This is a genomic window from Microbacterium sp. NPDC007973, from assembly GCF_042958465.1.
Lineage (GTDB): Bacteria > Actinomycetota > Actinomycetes > Actinomycetales > Microbacteriaceae > Microbacterium > Microbacterium galbum.
On record NZ_JBIBJJ010000004.1, the window covers coordinates 609,062 to 624,552 of the forward strand.

Annotated in this window: 15 protein-coding genes; 4 read left to right on the top strand and 11 right to left on the bottom strand. The window is 72.3% G+C overall.

The genetic code is table 11. The features are described 5' to 3' along the window. Window positions 1–18 precede the first annotated feature (18 nt). The 5 genes from ACFZA2_RS15745 to ACFZA2_RS15765 all read right to left on the bottom strand — a co-directional run bounded on the left by ACFZA2_RS15745 (window position 19) and on the right by ACFZA2_RS15765 (window position 5,445). On the bottom strand, window positions 19–3,153 hold the full coding sequence (locus ACFZA2_RS15745; protein ID WP_391406687.1) for an AAA family ATPase: 3,135 nt from the start codon (window positions 3,151–3,153) through the stop codon (window positions 19–21). Further along, on the bottom strand, window positions 3,150–4,304 hold the full coding sequence (locus ACFZA2_RS15750; protein WP_391406689.1) for an exonuclease SbcCD subunit D: 1,155 nt from the start codon (window positions 4,302–4,304) through the stop codon (window positions 3,150–3,152). Before ACFZA2_RS15750 ends, ACFZA2_RS15745 begins: the two co-directional genes overlap by 4 nt. Before the next feature lie 146 nt (window positions 4,305–4,450). Beyond that, window positions 4,451–4,768 (bottom strand): hypothetical protein, encoded by a 318-nt coding sequence (locus ACFZA2_RS15755; RefSeq protein WP_391406691.1) that lies wholly within the window; start codon window positions 4,766–4,768, stop codon window positions 4,451–4,453. Between the two features lies 1 nt (window position 4,769). After that, window positions 4,770–4,979, bottom strand: a complete 210-nt coding sequence (locus ACFZA2_RS15760; RefSeq protein ID WP_315995148.1) for a hypothetical protein — start codon at window positions 4,977–4,979, stop codon at window positions 4,770–4,772. 166 nt (window positions 4,980–5,145) lie between these two features. Next, window positions 5,146–5,445 carry a GNAT family N-acetyltransferase gene (locus ACFZA2_RS15765; RefSeq protein ID WP_315995149.1) on the bottom strand — a complete coding sequence of 100 codons (300 nt, stop codon included), beginning with the start codon at window positions 5,443–5,445 and terminating at the stop codon, window positions 5,146–5,148. A gap of 440 nt (window positions 5,446–5,885) precedes the next feature. Here ACFZA2_RS15765 and ACFZA2_RS15770 point away from each other — a divergent pair, with 440 nt between their 5' ends. The 3 genes from ACFZA2_RS15770 to ACFZA2_RS15780 all read left to right on the top strand — a co-directional run bounded on the left by ACFZA2_RS15770 (window position 5,886) and on the right by ACFZA2_RS15780 (window position 8,094). Beyond that, window positions 5,886–6,647, top strand: a complete 762-nt coding sequence (locus ACFZA2_RS15770) for a winged helix-turn-helix domain-containing protein (RefSeq protein ID WP_363390878.1) — start codon at window positions 5,886–5,888, stop codon at window positions 6,645–6,647. 73 nt (window positions 6,648–6,720) lie between these two features. Continuing rightward, complete coding sequence (locus tag ACFZA2_RS15775; protein WP_391406694.1) at window positions 6,721–7,710, top strand: DNA-3-methyladenine glycosylase family protein; 990 nt, start codon at window positions 6,721–6,723, stop codon at window positions 7,708–7,710. A 162-nt stretch (window positions 7,711–7,872) separates the two neighbouring features. Further along, window positions 7,873–8,094 carry a hypothetical protein gene (locus ACFZA2_RS15780; protein WP_315995152.1) on the top strand — a complete coding sequence of 74 codons (222 nt, stop codon included), beginning with the start codon at window positions 7,873–7,875 and terminating at the stop codon, window positions 8,092–8,094. A gap of 4 nt (window positions 8,095–8,098) precedes the next feature. Here ACFZA2_RS15780 and ACFZA2_RS15785 read toward each other — a convergent pair whose 3' ends face one another. Genes ACFZA2_RS15785 through ACFZA2_RS15800 form a run of 4 tightly spaced genes read right to left on the bottom strand, consistent with a single transcriptional unit; the run spans window position 8,099 to window position 11,848 of the window. Then, window positions 8,099–8,857 (bottom strand): ABC transporter ATP-binding protein, encoded by a 759-nt coding sequence (locus ACFZA2_RS15785; RefSeq protein WP_391406697.1) that lies wholly within the window; start codon window positions 8,855–8,857, stop codon window positions 8,099–8,101. Further along, on the bottom strand, window positions 8,854–9,864 hold the full coding sequence (locus tag ACFZA2_RS15790) for an iron chelate uptake ABC transporter family permease subunit (protein ID WP_391406699.1): 1,011 nt from the start codon (window positions 9,862–9,864) through the stop codon (window positions 8,854–8,856). The genes ACFZA2_RS15785 and ACFZA2_RS15790 overlap by 4 nt, the downstream gene beginning before the upstream one ends. After that, window positions 9,857–10,831, bottom strand: coding sequence for an ABC transporter permease (locus tag ACFZA2_RS15795; RefSeq protein WP_391406701.1), 975 nt, complete (start codon window positions 10,829–10,831; stop codon window positions 9,857–9,859). Before ACFZA2_RS15795 ends, ACFZA2_RS15790 begins: the two co-directional genes overlap by 8 nt. 39 nt (window positions 10,832–10,870) lie before the next feature. Then, window positions 10,871–11,848 (bottom strand): siderophore ABC transporter substrate-binding protein, encoded by a 978-nt coding sequence (locus ACFZA2_RS15800; protein ID WP_391406703.1) that lies wholly within the window; start codon window positions 11,846–11,848, stop codon window positions 10,871–10,873. 82 nt (window positions 11,849–11,930) lie between these two features. Between ACFZA2_RS15800 and ACFZA2_RS15805 the strand changes: the two genes are divergently transcribed. Then, window positions 11,931–12,713 carry a siderophore-interacting protein gene (locus tag ACFZA2_RS15805; RefSeq protein WP_391406705.1) on the top strand — a complete coding sequence of 261 codons (783 nt, stop codon included), beginning with the start codon at window positions 11,931–11,933 and terminating at the stop codon, window positions 12,711–12,713. Between the two features lie 43 nt (window positions 12,714–12,756). Here the strand turns inward: ACFZA2_RS15805 and ACFZA2_RS15810 are convergent, their stop codons facing one another. Beyond that, window positions 12,757–14,520 carry a S16 family serine protease gene (locus tag ACFZA2_RS15810; RefSeq protein ID WP_391406707.1) on the bottom strand — a complete coding sequence of 588 codons (1,764 nt, stop codon included), beginning with the start codon at window positions 14,518–14,520 and terminating at the stop codon, window positions 12,757–12,759. Continuing rightward, the gene (locus ACFZA2_RS15815; protein WP_391406709.1) at window positions 14,517–15,485 is read right to left on the bottom strand and encodes a GNAT family N-acetyltransferase; all 969 of its coding nucleotides are present in this window, start codon (window positions 15,483–15,485) and stop codon (window positions 14,517–14,519) included. Before ACFZA2_RS15815 ends, ACFZA2_RS15810 begins: the two co-directional genes overlap by 4 nt. Window positions 15,486–15,491 lie beyond the last annotated feature (6 nt).

The following is a 15,491-nucleotide window of genomic DNA, read 5'->3' on the forward strand; positions in this document are numbered from 1 at the left end:
GGCGTGCTGCCCCCGCTCTCAAACGGGCGTCACCACGTGGTCGTGCCGGATCACGCTCGGGCCCCGCGGGGTGGCCGTCACGTGCAACTGCGCCGGCAGCTGGTCCTTCATCGAGGCCACGTGGCTGATGACGCCCACCGTGCGTCCGCCCTGGCGCAGCTCGTCGAGGGTGCGCATCGCGAGGTCGAGCGTGTCGTCGTCGAGGGAGCCGAACCCTTCGTCGATGAAGAGCGTGTCGAGATGGATGCCGCCCGCCCGGGCGGTGACCACCTCGGCGAGCCCCAGGGCGAGGGCGAGCGAGGTCAGGAAGGTCTCTCCCCCGGACAGCGATTGCGGCGGTCGGCACTGCCCGGTGAACGCGTCCATGATCTCGAGCCCGAGCCCGCTCGCGGCGCCTCGAGCCGCGAGCGCGTCGGTGTGCTGCAGACGGTAACGGCCGGACGACATGTCGTCGAGGCGGACGTTGGCGGCCGCCACGATCTCTTCGAGCTCCGCGGCCAGGACGAAGGTCTCCAAGGTCATGCGGCGCGTGTTCGGCGCGCGTCCCGCGACGGTGTCGGCCAACCGCGCGATGACCGCGTGCTCCGCGACCAGCGCGGCGACCGAGGCATGAGCGGCATCGGCGCGCTCCGCGAGCGCCCGCAGCCGTTCGGCCAGCGCCCGCGCTGCCGCGTGTGCTGCGGCCGCCTCTTGCACGGCGCCTCGCGCGGAGGCGACCTCGGCGACGAACGGGGCGAGCTCGAGCGGCTCGTCATCGGCACCGGCGAGCTGGAGTTCGAGCTCCAGGAGCCGTTCCCGGGTGGAGGTCACGGTCGCGGTGTGCTCGGCCACCACGCCCTCCAGCCGACGTCGGTCGATGTCGGACCGCAACGCGGCCTCGACGGAGGCCGCGTCGGCGAACGGGCTGTCGGCGATCAGCGCAGAGAGGACCCGGTCGGCCACCTCCCGCGCCTCGAGCGCCCGGGCCAGATCAGCGCGCGCGTCACGGAGCTCGCGGATGACGTCGCGTCGTGCCCGGAGGTCGCGCTGACGCGCGGCGACCGAGTCGAACGACCCGCGCGCGTCGGCCACGACCCGTCGAAGGTCTTCGGCCCGCTGCCTCGCGAGCGCGAGCTCCTGGCGGGCCTCGGCGAGCTCGTCGCCCACCTCGTCGAGGCGTCGAGAGATCTTCTCGCCGAGCTCGGCCGCTGCCGCGCGCTCGAGCCGCACCCGCTCGTGCTCCTCCGCATCGGCGGTCGCCTGAGCGACCTCCTCCTCGCTTGTCGCGAGTCGGGCCGTCAGCGTCTGGACGTCTTCTCCGCCCGCCCGAGCCGCGGCCAGGGCGTGGGCGTCTCGCGCGACCCGCGCCGCGTCGGATGCGAGGCGGTCTTCTTCGGCGGCGAGGTTCTTGCGCTCCTCAGCGGACGCCAGTTCGTCGTCGGAGACCGGCGCGGCGCCGCCCTGCGCGGGGTGCGGGTGCTCCCGCGAACCGCACACGGCGCACGGCTCGCCGTCGACGAGATCATGGGCGAGCTCGACGGCGGCTCCATCGAGCCGTCGCCGGAGGAGCGTGGTCCACGCCTCGACCGCCCGCTGGAGGGCGTCGGAGCGGACGAGCGACGCGAGGTCGGCCTGATCGCGGTGCTCGAGCAGACGGGCCGCTTCGCGAGAGGCCTCGAGGCGGCGACGCACCTCGTCACGCGCGACGATCGAGGCCTCCCGACGCGCGGCTCCCGTGACGAGTTCGGTCAGACGCTCGTCGAGCGTCGCGAGCATCGCGGGGAGGTCAGCGCGGCCGCCGATGAGAGCCTCTCGTTCCGCGTCCGCCGTCGACACCCGCGCGAGGATCCTCTCGATGTCGGCGTCGACCCCGCGCGCCTCGCCCTCGGCGGAGAGCGCCGCCTCTCCGCGGGACAGCGATGCGGTGAGGTCGTCGGCGCGCCGGGCCAACGCGTCGTCGAGGTCGACGGCGACGCTCGCCCCGACGAGAGGCGTGCTCATCTCGGGCTCGACACCCGGCGCGCGCAGGAGGGCGATGTCGTCGTCGGTGCCGCCGACCGATTCGCCGAGCACCCGCGCAGCGTCGGCTGCGGCGCGCACGCGATCGGTCGCGTCGGCAGCGGTCGAAGCCGTCGCCGCCCCGGTCTCGAGGGCGCTGCGAATGCCTTCCGCGTCCGCCGCGAGGGCGGCTTCGGCGCGGAGCGCGCGGATCCGTTCGCCATCGCCCTCCAGAGTGGCGAGCCGCTCACGGACCCGTTGCCGCTCATCCTGGCGCTCCCGCAGCGCGGTCGCATCCCGCTCCGCGACCAGGGCGGCGTCCAGGCGCGCGTCGGCTGCCTCGCGTTCGCGCGCGAGGGTCTCGACGCGGTACTCGGCGCGTTCGACGGACCGCACGATACGGGCCAGCCGGTCGACGCTCGAGAGCGAACCGGGCTCGGCGTCTGCGCCGGCATCCCCCGACTGGTCAGCGTCGACGCCACGGTGGTCGGGGTCGACGGCATCGAGCTCTCCGGCCAGGCGTTCGGCCTCGTCGAGCAGCGTGGTCACCTCCACCCCCTCGGCCGCGAGCGCGTCGTGGGCGCGCTTGCGGCGGTCGTCGAGATCGGTGGCGTACTGCTCGAAGGTGCGGGTGCCGAAGAGGGTGCGCAGGAGGCCCAATCGCTCGTCGTTCTTCGCGAGCAGGAATCGCGCGAAGCGGTTCTGAGCGAGCAGGATGACCTGGAGGAACTGCTGCTGCGAGAGCCCGAGGATCTCGTCGAGCTGCGCGGCCACGTCGACGGGGCGCGCGGCGACGCCCGTCCACCCCTCGTCGGTCGACACCTCGAGCAGCGCCCGGTGGGGCTCCTTGGTCGTTCCCCCGCCTCGGCGCTTGGGGCGCTCGAACTCGGGCGAGCGCGTGATGCGCCAGCGTCGCCCGGCGGCGCTGAACTCGAGCGTCACTCGCGTCGGATCGTCGGGTGCGCAGTGATCGCTGCGCAGCCGACGCTCCGCGCCGTCGTATCGCGGTACTCCCCCGTACAGGGCGTAGCAGACGCCGTCGAGCACACTCGACTTGCCCGCGCCCGTGCGGCCGGTGATGAGGAAGATGCCGTCCGCGGCGAAGGCGTCGAAGTCGACGGTCTGCGTCTCGAGGAACGGTCCGAAACCCTCGAGTTCGAGGCGGTGAAGCTTCACGACCGCGCCTCCAAAACTCGACGCGCGTCGAGCACCTCGCGGATGAGGGCGCGTTCGGCCTCCGACGCCGCCTCTCCTTCGCGGACGTGCGAGAGGAAGGCGTCGATGACCTCGCCGTCGTCACGAGCCGCACGCACGCGCTGGGCATAGCCCACGCCGCCGTCGTCCCTCGCGTTCTCGGGGAGGTGAACGACGGTCGCGCACCACGGGAAGCGCGCCTGCAACCGGCGCATCGGGTCGGGCTGCGGGGTGGCGTCGGTGTATTCGGCGCGCACCCAGTGCTCGTCGTGACCGGCGAACCGGTCGGCCGTGAGCAGCTCTTCGAGCGGCCCCCGCAGGGTCGCGAGAGGCCGTGGGACCGGCAGGGCGAGCCACGACACCGTGGCGAGGCCGTCGGCGTCGAGTTCGACGAGCCAGGACCCGCGCGGCTTGCCCGCCTCGCCGAAGCTGTAGTGCACCGGCGCCCCTGCGTACCGGACCCGATCGGACACCTGCTGGCGGCTGTGGATGTGCCCCAGCGCCACGTAATCGGGTCCGTCGAAGGTCGACAGCGGGACCACGTCGAGACCGCCCTGGCGGATCTCTCGCTCCACGCCGGGCGTGGAATCGACCCCCGCGGCGAAGCAGTGGGCGGCGACCACGGCACGACCGCCGCGCTCGGCCATGTCGGCGCGAATGAGTTCGAACGCATGCGCCATCGTCTGCGCCTGCGTGCGCAGCTCGACGCCCTCCCACAGATGGCGCACGATGGCGGGCTCGAGGTACGGGATGCCGTAGACGTGCACCGGACCGTGGGCGTCGACGAGGGTGACCGGCGTCCCCACCGTCGCGGGGTCGGTGATCACCGTGATCTCGTCGCGCAGCAGCGCGGACTGGAAGCCCAACCGCGCCGCCGAATCGTGGTTGCCGCTGGTGACGACGACCTTCGCCCCGGTCTCGGTCAGGGAGGCCAGCGTCTGCGTGAGCACGGGGTAGCAGGCGGCCGACGGAGCGGCCGAGTCGAAGACGTCTCCGGCCACGACGACCAGGTCGACGGCGTTCTCGCGCACCTGTTCGACGAGCGCGGTCAGCACCGCGCTCAGCGCGTCGAGCGTCGAGTGCCCGTGGAAGGTGCGCCCGATATGCCAGTCGGAGGTGTGCAGGATCCGCATGCAGCCACGGTACGTCGCACCTCCGACATCGGCTCGCAGCGACGCCCGACGGGGAGCCCGACCGCGGCATCGGACCGGAGAAAGGAACCCTCCGTGCGCGCGAACGCCCCGCCTCCGAAGGGAGTGCGGGGCGTTCGCGAGCACGCTCAGGAGCTGGCGACCTCCGCCGCGAGCGCCCGGATGCGGTCGTCGCCGAGGTCGAGCCCGACCTCCGCGAAGCGCTGCCGCAGCACGTCGGCGATGCGCTCCTCGCTCTTGTCGCCGACGTCGGCGCGCGTCTGCACGATCACACCCTGGATCCGGGCCTCGTCGTCGGTGGGGTGCGTGTCCATCGCCGGCTCCGACTGCTCGTCGGGGCGCGCGACCTTCCGGTCGCTGTGCAGCGCTCCGCCGACCGAATCGGCTGCTCCGGCGCCGCCGTCCGGGCCGTCGGCGGGCTCGGGGGCCCGTGTCTCGTCCGTCATGTCAGTCCTCCGTGCTCAGGTCGGGGTCGATGCCGTGGCTGGCGGCATCGCCTTCGATGGGATCCGAGGGCGCGGCGTCGTTCAGACGCGGCGAGCCCTTCGCGCTGTCGTTGCGCTCGGCGGTCTCGGCGTCGGCGACGTCGCCGCTCTCCCATCCACCGGGCGGGTCGGCGTCGATGACGCCTTCGGGCAGATCGCGGTCGTCGTTCATGACTCCCCCTTTCGAGATCTCCAGCTTCCTCGGGCCGCGGAACCCGCGGGCAGGGGTTGACGCTCGCCGACCGCGCGCGTACGCGCGGAACGGGGTTCGCGTCGACGGCCCCGTTCGGCCGCGCGCCCGCCTCCCCGAGGGCCGACGCCGCGACGCAGCCGGGTCGTCAGGACGTGCGACGCGCCTGCAGCAGACCCGCGCGCTCGGGGTGCGCCTCGAACCATTCCCCCACGTACCAGCACACGGGGATGATCTCGCGGTCACCCGCGGCTTCGATCGCGTCGACCGCCCGCTCCGTGATGACGGCGGCGTACCCGTGCCCGCGGAAGGTGGGGACGGTGAAGGCGCGTGTGAGGGCGACGGTGCGGCCGTCGTCCCGGTAGTCGAGGACGGAGACGAGGTCATCCCCGTCGTGAAGGGTGAATCGGGATGCCGTCTTGTCGTCGGCGAAGCTCAGATCGGCCATGCCGAGAGAGTACGCCGCTCCCGCGAGGGCGAGCTCTTCCGAGCAGAATGCCCGGCTCTCTCCGAGATCCCCCACCGACGCTGCGCAGAATGCTCGGCAATCGGACGCGCAGGACGGATTTGACGGTTCCCGACGCGGTAGGTAATAATCGCCCCCATGACTGTGACTGCGCGTTCTCTGTCCGCCCGGGAGGCGAACAGGACTGCCGGCATGATGATGCCCGGCCGCGCCGTCATGTGTTGTCGAATGTGCCGCTAACAGCGACCCCTCGCCCGGACGACCTCGTGCTTCTGAACGCCGACCTCGTCCCCCGGTCACCTGAGACCCGCGTCGATCACGCGCTCCACGGTGCCGCGCTCCGGCCCTTCGGCCCTCACCTCCCGTCGAACCCCGCTCTCTGACGACGCTTCCGGGTTCACCCACCCAAGGACTTTCTCCTCATGTCGATCTCCGCTGTTCTCGACCGCCCTCAGACCGCCTCCGCCGCCCGCCCGCAGGCTCCGCGCGTGACCGTCCCCGCCACGCCCCGAGCCGCCGCTCCGCGCCCCGCCGCAGTGACCGACCCTGCGGCCGCCGCCGACGCTCCTCGGGCGGCGACCGCCACCGCTCCGCGCGGGTTCGCCCTGTACGTCGGCATCGACGAGGCCAAGGCCGCCGCCGCCGGCGTCAGCCTCGGCACCCTGGTGGAGGCCCTGCGTCGCACGCTCGGCGAGCTGGCGCCCGCCGCGGAGACGTACGCCACGGTCGCCCTGGCCCCCGTGGGCTCCGGCGGTCGCGACGTCGACGTCGTCCGCCTCGCCCTGCACGAGCCGTCGGCCGTCGCGCGCACGAAGGACGAGCCCGCCGAGGAGGACCGCGCCCCCGGCGGCGTGGTCGTCGACATCTCGCGCAAGCGCGTCCTGATCGACGGCGAATCGGCGGCCTTCACCTTCAAGGAGTTCGAGCTGCTGCAGTACCTCGTCCTGCGCGAGGGCCGCACGATCGAGCGCACCGAGCTGGTCGCCTCATTGTGGGAGGGCGCGACCGACGACGACGCCCCCGGCGAGCGCACCATCGACGTGCACGTGCGGCGCCTGCGCGCCAAGCTCGGCGCCTACGAGGACATCGTGCGCACCGTGCGCGGCGTCGGCTACCGCTTCGACCGTCACGCCGACGTCTCGATCCGCTACGGACACGGCACGCCCTCGCCCGACCGTTTCTGATCGTCCCGGCCTCCGCGCAGCGGATCGGGCCCACGGATGCCGCGATGTCGGCGATGCGACGTAGGGTGTCGGCATGAGGTCGACCGGGGTGCGCACGCGGCGCTCGACGCGCGAGCTCGTCGCACCGGCTGAGCGCCCCCTCGAGACCGAGTACCGCCCCGCTCGTGCGGTCGACATCGGTCGCACGGTCTCGGCGCAGCGCCACGGCACCAACGACCCGACCTACCTCGCAACCGCGCCGCTGGCGAACGGCGGCGTCGTCTGGCGGGTCAGTCGCACACCCATCGGTGTTGCGACCCTCGCCCTCCGTCAGCGTGTCGGGGGTGGCGTGAGGGCGGCGGCCTGGGGCCCCGGCGCCTCGTGGGTGCTCGACCAGCTCCCCGCCCTGTGCGGCGCACACGACGATCCCGACGATTTCGATGCGTCACGGCATCCGTCCGTCGCGGCGTGGCACCACCGGCATCCCGATCTGCGTATCGGGCGCACCGACCTCGTCTTCGACGCTCTGGTGAGCGCGATCATGGAGCAGAAGGTCACGAGCATGCAGGCGTTCTCCGCGTGGCGGAGCATCGTCACCTGGTACGGCGAGCGGGCACCGGGTCCGACGCCGCGCCCCATGTTCGCCCCGCCCGACATCGAGGGCTGGCGGCACGTGCCCTCGTGGGCCTGGCACCGTGCGGGTCTCGAACCGCCCCAGTCGCGCACCATCGTCGAGACCGCGCGTCGCGGAGCCACCGTCGTCCGCGCGGCGAGCGCGGCGACCGACGGCGAGGCGCGAGATCGCGTCTTCATCAGCCTGCGCGGCGTCGGTATCTGGACGAGCGCCGAGACGCGCATCCGCGCCTTCGGAGACCCGGATGCCGTGAGCGTGGGCGACTACCACCTCGCTCACCAGGTCGGGTACGCCCTCACCGGTCACCGCACCGACGACGACGGCATGCTCGAGCTGCTCGAACCGTTCGCGGGGCACCGGCAGCGCGTGATCCGCCTCATCTACGCCGGCGCGGGGCTGGAGCCCCGACGCGGTCCGCGCCTGCACCCGGAGGATCACCGCGATCGGTGACCGCCCCGCGGGGACGGTCGAACCCGCCGGGAGGCGACGGCCGCCCCGTGAGCGCGCGGATACCCGGACGCATCCGAACGGGACCGGGCCGCGGCACCGACCGCGTCGCACCGAGGACGCAACCACCCGCCCGCACGAGCACGCGCCGCCTAGTGTGGGCCCATGATGCAATCGGGCACCGGCTGGCCGCGCGGACGTACGTACTGGGTCCTCGGGAGCGTGCTGCTGCTGGGGCTCGGCATCCTCTTCGGACTCGTCTGGCAGAACGTCTGGCTGGGTGTGGTCATCGCCGCCGCCGTATCGGTCGGGTGGCTCATCGCTTACGAGTCCAGCCGCGGCCGCAACGTCGGCGTCAACGACGAGGACAACGGCATCCAGCTCTGACGGCTCACCGGTAGTACACCGCCAGCGGATACGGTCCTTCTCGACGCACGTCGACAGGGGTGCCGAAGACCTCCTCGAGCGTGTCCGGCGTCATGAGCTCTCCCGGGGTGCCGACGTGCACCACCCGCCCCTCCGCGAGAGCGACGATGCGATCGGCGTAGGCCGCCGCGAAGTTGATGTCGTGCACGACGATGACGATCGTCTTGCCGAGTTCGTCGGCCGCGCGGCGGAGCTGCCCCATCATCGCCACGGCGTGCTTCATGTCGAGGTTGTTCAGGGGCTCGTCGAGGAGGATGTAGTCGGTGTCCTGCGCGAGCACCATCGCGACGTACGCCCGCTGGCGCTGCCCGCCGGAGAGCTGATCGAGATAGCGTCCGGCGAGTTCCGTGAGGTCGAGGAAGGCGATCGCCTCGTCGATCTTCGCGTGGTCGAGAGCGGTGAGCCGCCCCTGCGAGTGCGGGAAGCGTCCGAAACCGACGAGCTCGCGCACCGTGAGGCGCGTGACGAAGTGGTTCTCCTGCCGCAGGATCGACACGATCTTCGCGAGCGTCCGCCCCGGCGTCGTCGTCACGTCGTGGCCGGCGACGGTGACGCGGCCGCTCGTCGCGGTCGTCAGTCGCCCGACGATCGTGAGCAGGGTCGACTTGCCGGCGCCGTTCGGGCCGACGAGCGCCGTGACCCCACCGGCGGGGATGTCGAGGGTCACGGGGCCCAGCACGGTCAGGTCGCCGTAGGTCATCGTGACGTCGGTGAGCGAGATCACAGGCTCCCCTTTCGGAGGAGGTAGACGAGGAAGAAGACGCCGCCGACGAACTCGATGATGATCGAGAGCATCCCGGCGGCGTAGAACACGTGCCGCAGCACGACGTACGCGCCGAGCAGGGTCGCCATGCCGAGCAGCACGGCGAACGGCAACACCACGCGGTGCTGCGCCGAGCCCGCGAGCTGGTACGCGAGGGTCGCGACGATGAAGCCGAAGAACGTCATCGGCCCGACCATCGTGGTCGACACCGAGATCAGCACGGCCACGAGCACGAGCATCCCGATCACCTCGCGCCGATACGCCAGTCCCAGATTGACGGATGCCTCGCGACCGAGCGCCAGCACGTCGAGGCGGTGCCGCGCGCGCCAGACCAGCACGAGCACCACGGCGACGACGAGGGCTCCCCACGGCAGGTACTCGGCATCCGAGTTGGAGAGGTTGCCGAACAGCCGCGCCGAGAGGATGTCGAAGTCGCTCGGTGTGAGAAGCCGCTGCATCACGGTGGAGAGCGAACCGAAGCCGACGCCCAGCACCACCCCGACCAGGAGCATGATGTGGAGGTTCCCGCGACGACCGGCGAACAGCCAGCCGTACAGCAGCGTCGCGAAGCCCACCATGAGCACGCTCTGCACGACGACCTTGAGCAGGCCGTCGGTCGCCGAGAGCGCCGCACTGCCGAAGAAGAACACGAGGGCCGTCTGCATGACGACGTAGAGCGCGTCGAAGCCCATGATCGACGGGGTCAGGATGCGGTTCGCCGTCGCGGTGTGGAACAGCACCGTCGCCACCGCCTGGCAGCAGGCGACGAGGGCGATGGTCGCGACGCTCACGACGCGGAGGTTCACGGCGAGCCAGAAGGCCCGCGAGCCCGGCTCCCCCGGCACGTTCCAGGTGAGGACCCCGACGGCGGCGACCACCACGACGAGGATCAGGATGCCGAATCGCAGGGCGATCCGCGGGCGTCGGGCCGTGCGCGGCGGGGCGGAGCGCACCAGCACCTCAGCCACGGGCACGCACCCGCAGCAGCAGGGTGATGAACACCGCGGATCCGACGACCCCGAGGATCATCGAGACAGGGACCTCGAACGGCATCCGGATCACCCTCCCGACGATGTCGCACACGATGACGATGGCCACCCCGCCCAGGCACACCCAGGGCAGGTTGGCGCGGGCGCTGTCGCCGCGCCACATCGACACGAGGTTCGGCACGACCAGCCCGAGGAAGGGCAGGAAGCCCACCACCACCGTGGTGACGCCCGTGGCGACGGCCACGAGAGCGGTGCCGATGAGCATCACGCGGGTGTGGTCGAGTCCGACCGAGGTCGCGATGTCGCGCCCGAGGCCCGCGACCGTGATGCGGTCCGCGTAGAGGAAGACCAGGAGCACGACGATGGCGACCACCCACAGCACCTCGTAGCGTCCGCGCACGATCGAGGTGAAGCTGCCCATGAACCACGTGCCGAGCATCTGCAGCGAGTTGGTCGAGACGGCGAGGTACGTCGTGAAGGCCGAGACGACCGCGCCGAGCATGATCCCGATGAGGGGCACCACGAGCGAGGACCGCAGGGAGATGCGGCGCAGGATGCCGATGAAGATCATGGTCCCCCCGAACGCGGCGACGGATGCCACGACCATCCGGACGATGAGCGGAGCCGCCGGCGCGAGGAGCACCGTCACGAGCAGACCGAGCGCGGCCCACTCGGAGGTGCCCGTGGTGGAGGGCTCGACGAAACGGTTCTGCGTGAGCAGCTGCATGATGAGGCCGGAGACGGCCATCGCGCAGCCGGCGAGGACGAGGGCGAGGGTGCGGGGCACGCGCGAGATGAAGAACATCTCGGCGCCGAAGCCGTCGCCGGCGATGTCGTAGGCGCCGACGAAGAGAGACAGGACGACGAGGCCGGCGACGCCCGCGAGAGCCGTCGGCAGAGCGAGGCGTCGACGGAGCGGGGGTGGAGAGGAAACGGTGACGTTCATGAGCGGGGTGGGGGCCCGACCTCCGGACCCCCACCGGGGTCAGGAGGCGAAGGCCTCGGCGGCCGAGCGGTAGAGCTTCGTGTATGCCTGGATGCCCTCGTCGAGGTAGAAGCTGCCGTCGAGATACACGATCTGGTTCTTCTGCACCGCGGGGACGTTCTTCAGCGCTTCGGCGTTCTCGACGAGTTCCTTCGCGGAGACGTATCCGTCCTCCCCGAACATCGCGTCGCGGTCGAGCACGAACAGCCACTCCGGATTCGCGGCGGCGATCGCCTCGACGCTGATGTCGTCGCCGTGCGAGGCGTCCTCGGCCGCGCGGTCGAGGGTGGGGGTCAGGCCCAGCGTCGGGAAGAGGTGTCCGACCCCGCGGCCTTCTCCGGGAGCGGCGTACGAGATCTTCCCCCCGGAGGTGATCAGCCCCATCACCGTCTGCGACGGGTCGTACGCGGCCTTCGCATCGGCGATGGCGGCGTCCAGGTCGGCGTTCAGCGTCGCCGCCTCGTCGTTCTTGTCGAAGACCTGGCCGAGGATGGCGGTCTGGCGCTTGAGCTCGGACGTGTGCTCCTCGCCGTCGCGCGGGCTCGTCTCGATCGTCGCGGGCTGGATCTCCGTGAGCTGGTCGTAGATCTCGCGGAAGCGGTAGCCGCCGACGATGAGATCGGGGTCGGCCGCGAGGATGTTCTCGATGTTCGGCTCGCGGTGCAGGCCCGCGTCGAGCACCTCGTCGCCGCCCGAGAGCGAGGGCCAGAGGTCGTACATGAGCGGCTTGGGGGCCGCGACGAGCGTCACGCCCCACTCGCTGAGCGTCTCGAACGTCGTGTTGTCGAGCGCGACGACCCGCTCCGGCGCCACCGGCACCTCGATGGACCCGTGGTTGTCCTCGACCGTGACGGTCGTGGCCGCGGCACTCTCGGCGGGCGCGGCGGCTCCCGAGGCGCAGCCCGTGAGGGCGAGGGCTGCCGCGAGTGAGACGATCGCGGCGGGGCGGAGGGTGGTGCGGGACAGGCGAGAACTCATGTGTGTCACTCCGGTGCTGTGTACGGTGCGCGAGCAGCGGGAGGACCCCAACGCTCGGAAAAGTTAGGTTAGCCTTAGCTATGTGAATCTGTCGAACTCGCGGTGCGACGCCCGCCTCGAACCCCGCCGACACGACCTCGTCTTCCGTTCGGCGACGCTCGCTGCTCGGACGTTCCTCACGCCGGCCTGCGTGCGCCTGCACCTCGAGGGTCCTGATCTGCGGGGTTTCGACTCCCCCGGCGCCGACGATCACGTGCGCGTGTTCTTCCCCGAGGCAGCGGTCACGACGGACGAGATGCGGACGTCACCGAACCGGGAGTACACGCCGGTCGCATGGGATGCCGAGGCCGGCCGCCTCGACATCGACGTGGCCCTGCACGGCGACGGGGTGGGCAGCCGATGGGCCGGGACGGCTCCGATCGGCGCCCCCGTCGGTGTGGGCGGGCCGCGGGGGTCGATGGTGCTGACGGGCCGGCCGGATGCGTGGCTGCTGGCCGGCGACGAGACGGCGGTCCCGGCGATCCGACGCTTCGCCGAGGCGATGGACGTCGAGGCGGTGGGGCGCATCGCCGTCGAGGTCCCCTCCGCCGCCTACGACCTGCCCGTCGCCGCACCCGCGGGCGTGGAGGTCGTCCAACTGCACCGCGGGGAACGCCCCGCGGGCTCGGAGCTCATCGATTGGCTGGACGCGCTCGACCTCGAGGAGCGGCCGGACGGCTGCGTCTTCGGCTTCGTCGCCGCCGAGCAGTCGGTCGTGCGGGCGGGTCGGGCGCTGCTGCTCGACCGGTGGACCGGCGACCCCGCCGCCACGATCGTGAAGGGGTACTGGAAGCGCGGAACGGCGGAGTATCACGCGCCGCACTGATCCGTCGCCCGCCCTGCGCCGGGCGGCCCCGCGGCCGCCTGTGTCAGTCGAGTTGCACTCCGCCGGCGAAGGCCAGCACCCGCGCGCGCAGGAACGGCGTCGTGAACACCGCCGATGCGCCCGGCACGGGAGTGGATGCCGCGGCGGACGCCGCATCGGCGAGGGCACCCCGCAGGAGGGGAAGGGCGGCGCCGGTCGCCGTGAGCGCGTCGACCGCCCGGACCGTGTATTCGTCGGCGATTCCGATGCGTTGGGCGATGGCATCCGAGGGGTCGACACCGTCGGGCACCCGCACGGCGGACTGCGCCGACAGCGCCGCGGAGCTGCGCGCGAATGCGGCGGTCGACACACCCAGGGCGAGCCACGCTCCCCCCTCGTCGGTCCGCGCGCCCAGCGCGTCGCGTGCCGTCTCGAGCGCTGTCGTGCGCAAGCCGTTGAGGTCGTCCGCCGCCAGCGGGCTGTCGCCGCGCCGCGCGTCGTAGGCGTCGGTCGCGGCCACCGCCGCCCGTCGCAGCAGCGACGCGAGACCGTCGAGGTCGGCGTCGGACGCGAGCCCGCCCGCCCCGTCGATGTCGGTGCGCAGTTCCGCGAGGGCGCGCGCGGTCTGCACCGCCGAGGATGCCAGGGCGGCGGAGGTCAGCCCCGCGGCGGCGAGCGAGGGGTCGGCGTCGGCCGCGAGGAACGCCTGCGCCTGCTCGGCGAGCGCGTCGGCCTCGGCAGCCCAGCCGATCGCAGCGAGCACTGGATCGGCATCGTCGAGCGACGAGGGTGCCGCTGCCAGATCGCCCAGCAGCGCGTCGGTATCGGCAACGGCGGCGGTCGCGAGCGTCTGCGCATCCGTCGATGCAAGCGCGGGCGCCGCAGCCGCGGCGGCGGTGTCGGCGGCGGTCGTCGCGGCGGCCCACGCGCCGCCCGCGTCGTCCTCCGCGAGCAGCTGCTCGCCGCGCGCGACCGCCGCCCGCGCCCGGTCGGCGAGGGTGCTTCCGGGCGCGGAGTCGAGCGAGGACCGCGCGCGATCCAGCGCATCGTCGACGGCGGCGGCCACGGCATCCGGCACCGCGGGTGCATCCGCCGCCGTGGGCAGGGCCGAGGGCGAGGGGGGAGGCGTCGGGAAGACGGACTCGGGGAGGTCCTCCCCGGTCATGACCGCGTACGCGCTCGCGATGTCGGCGACCTCGGTGATGGTCATCCCCCCGGTCGCCGCGAGCTGGTCGAGGTCGACGGCCGTGCCCTCGGCATCCACCGCCGTCCGCTGGCCCGCGGGCACGAGGATCGTGTCGATCCCGCCCGCCTCAATCGCTGCCGAGACCTGTTCGGGAAGCCCCGCCACCGGACTCACGGCACCGAGCGGGGTCACCCCGCCCGTGAGCGCGACCCCGGGCTGCACGTCGGCGCCGTAGTACAGCGCGAGCACGCCGACCGCGGTGACCGCCCCCGCCGCGGGGGTGGCGATGCGCGCATCGAAACCGAACGTGTACGCGGTGTCGGGGCGGGCTCCGGTGAGCAGTGTCGCCGCGGTCACGGCCGTCCACGTCGCCGACTGGGTGACCGGATCGACGCCGCTGACATCGTTCTCGGTGATGTCGATGCTGAGGTCGCCACCGTCGGCGGAGTCGGCCGTGATGCGCTGGCTGGTCACCCCGCCCTTCTTGCCGCTCGCGTAGAGCACGGGCACGGTCAGCTCCGACCCCGAGAACGACCCGTCGGACCCCGAGCCGAACCCCAGCGAGAACTTCAGGTCGCATCCCGCCAGAACGAGGACGCAGGCGAGCGCCAGGGCCGTCGCCGCCGCCGCGCGGACTCTCACGCGTCGACTTCGCCGACGTAGAGAGCGCAGGTGGTGTCGTAGTAATCGGCCGTCTCGCCGACCGGGCGCAGCCCGATGCGCTGCGCGAGCGCGCCGGAGGCCGTGTTCGCCGGGTTCGTGACCGCGACGATCCGGCGGATGCCGTGCTCGTGCGCGAGCGCGAGGACCGCGGCCGCGGCCTCGGTGGCGTATCCCGACCCCCACGCGTCGGGGTGGAAGTGCCAGCCGATCTCGATGTCTCTCGGCTGCCCGTCGCCCGCACCCGCCGACCACGGGATGCGCTTCAGCAGCACCGACCCCAGCCGCCGGCCGTCGCGGGTCTCGACGGCCCGAACGCCCAGGACGCCGTCGGTGGCGCCCATCCACCGGTCGAGCATCGCGTCGACCTCGGCCGGGTCGGTCATCACCTGGCCGTTGCCGAGGTACCGGCGCACGTCGGGCCGGCGATACATGTCGAACAGGAACGCGCGATCCTCATCGGACCGGGTCCATTCGCGCAGCACCAGACGCTCGGTCGTGAGGCGCGTCCGCCGCATCGGCACATGCGGGATCCCGTCCTCGGCGAACGGCGCCCCCGACACGACGAAGCCGAATCGTCCGTACCAGGATGCCAGGTGCGCCTGCGCGTCGAGCAGGATCGGGATGCCGGGGGCCTCGGCATCCAGGATCTCGACGGCCGCGCGCATGAGGTCGGCGGCAAACCCTCGGCCGCGAGCGGACGCGGCGGTGGCGACCCGACCGATCCGGGTGTTCGAGGGCTCGCGCAGGAGACGGAGCGTCGCGAGCACGTCGTCGCCTTCGCTCGCCCACATCAGTTCGGCGCCCGGCTCGATGTCGCGCCCGTCGATCTCGGGGTAGGCGGCCTCCTGCTCGACGACGAACACGCTGACGCGCATCCAGAGGATGCGGTACAGCGTCAGCGGGGCGATGTCGGCGACGGGCGCCCGGTGCAGGGTGACGGCCATCCTTCG

Coding starts and splice junctions, on each gene's coding strand:
- ACFZA2_RS15795 (WP_391406701.1), bottom strand. CDS start 10,831: ATGAACGTCACCGTTTCCTCTCCACCCCCGCTCCGTCGACGCCTCGCT.
- ACFZA2_RS15800 (WP_391406703.1), bottom strand. CDS start 11,848: ATGAGTTCTCGCCTGTCCCGCACCACCCTCCGCCCCGCCGCGATCGTC.
- ACFZA2_RS15750 (WP_391406689.1), bottom strand. CDS start 4,304: ATGCGGATCCTGCACACCTCCGACTGGCATATCGGGCGCACCTTCCAC.
- ACFZA2_RS15765 (WP_315995149.1), bottom strand. CDS start 5,445: ATGGCCGATCTGAGCTTCGCCGACGACAAGACGGCATCCCGATTCACC.
- ACFZA2_RS15770 (WP_363390878.1), top strand. CDS start 5,886: ATGTCGATCTCCGCTGTTCTCGACCGCCCTCAGACCGCCTCCGCCGCC.
- ACFZA2_RS15780 (WP_315995152.1), top strand. CDS start 7,873: ATGATGCAATCGGGCACCGGCTGGCCGCGCGGACGTACGTACTGGGTC.
- ACFZA2_RS15755 (WP_391406691.1), bottom strand. CDS start 4,768: ATGACGGACGAGACACGGGCCCCCGAGCCCGCCGACGGCCCGGACGGC.
- ACFZA2_RS15815 (WP_391406709.1), bottom strand. CDS start 15,485: ATGGCCGTCACCCTGCACCGGGCGCCCGTCGCCGACATCGCCCCGCTG.
- ACFZA2_RS15760 (WP_315995148.1), bottom strand. CDS start 4,979: ATGAACGACGACCGCGATCTGCCCGAAGGCGTCATCGACGCCGACCCG.
- ACFZA2_RS15775 (WP_391406694.1), top strand. CDS start 6,721: ATGAGGTCGACCGGGGTGCGCACGCGGCGCTCGACGCGCGAGCTCGTC.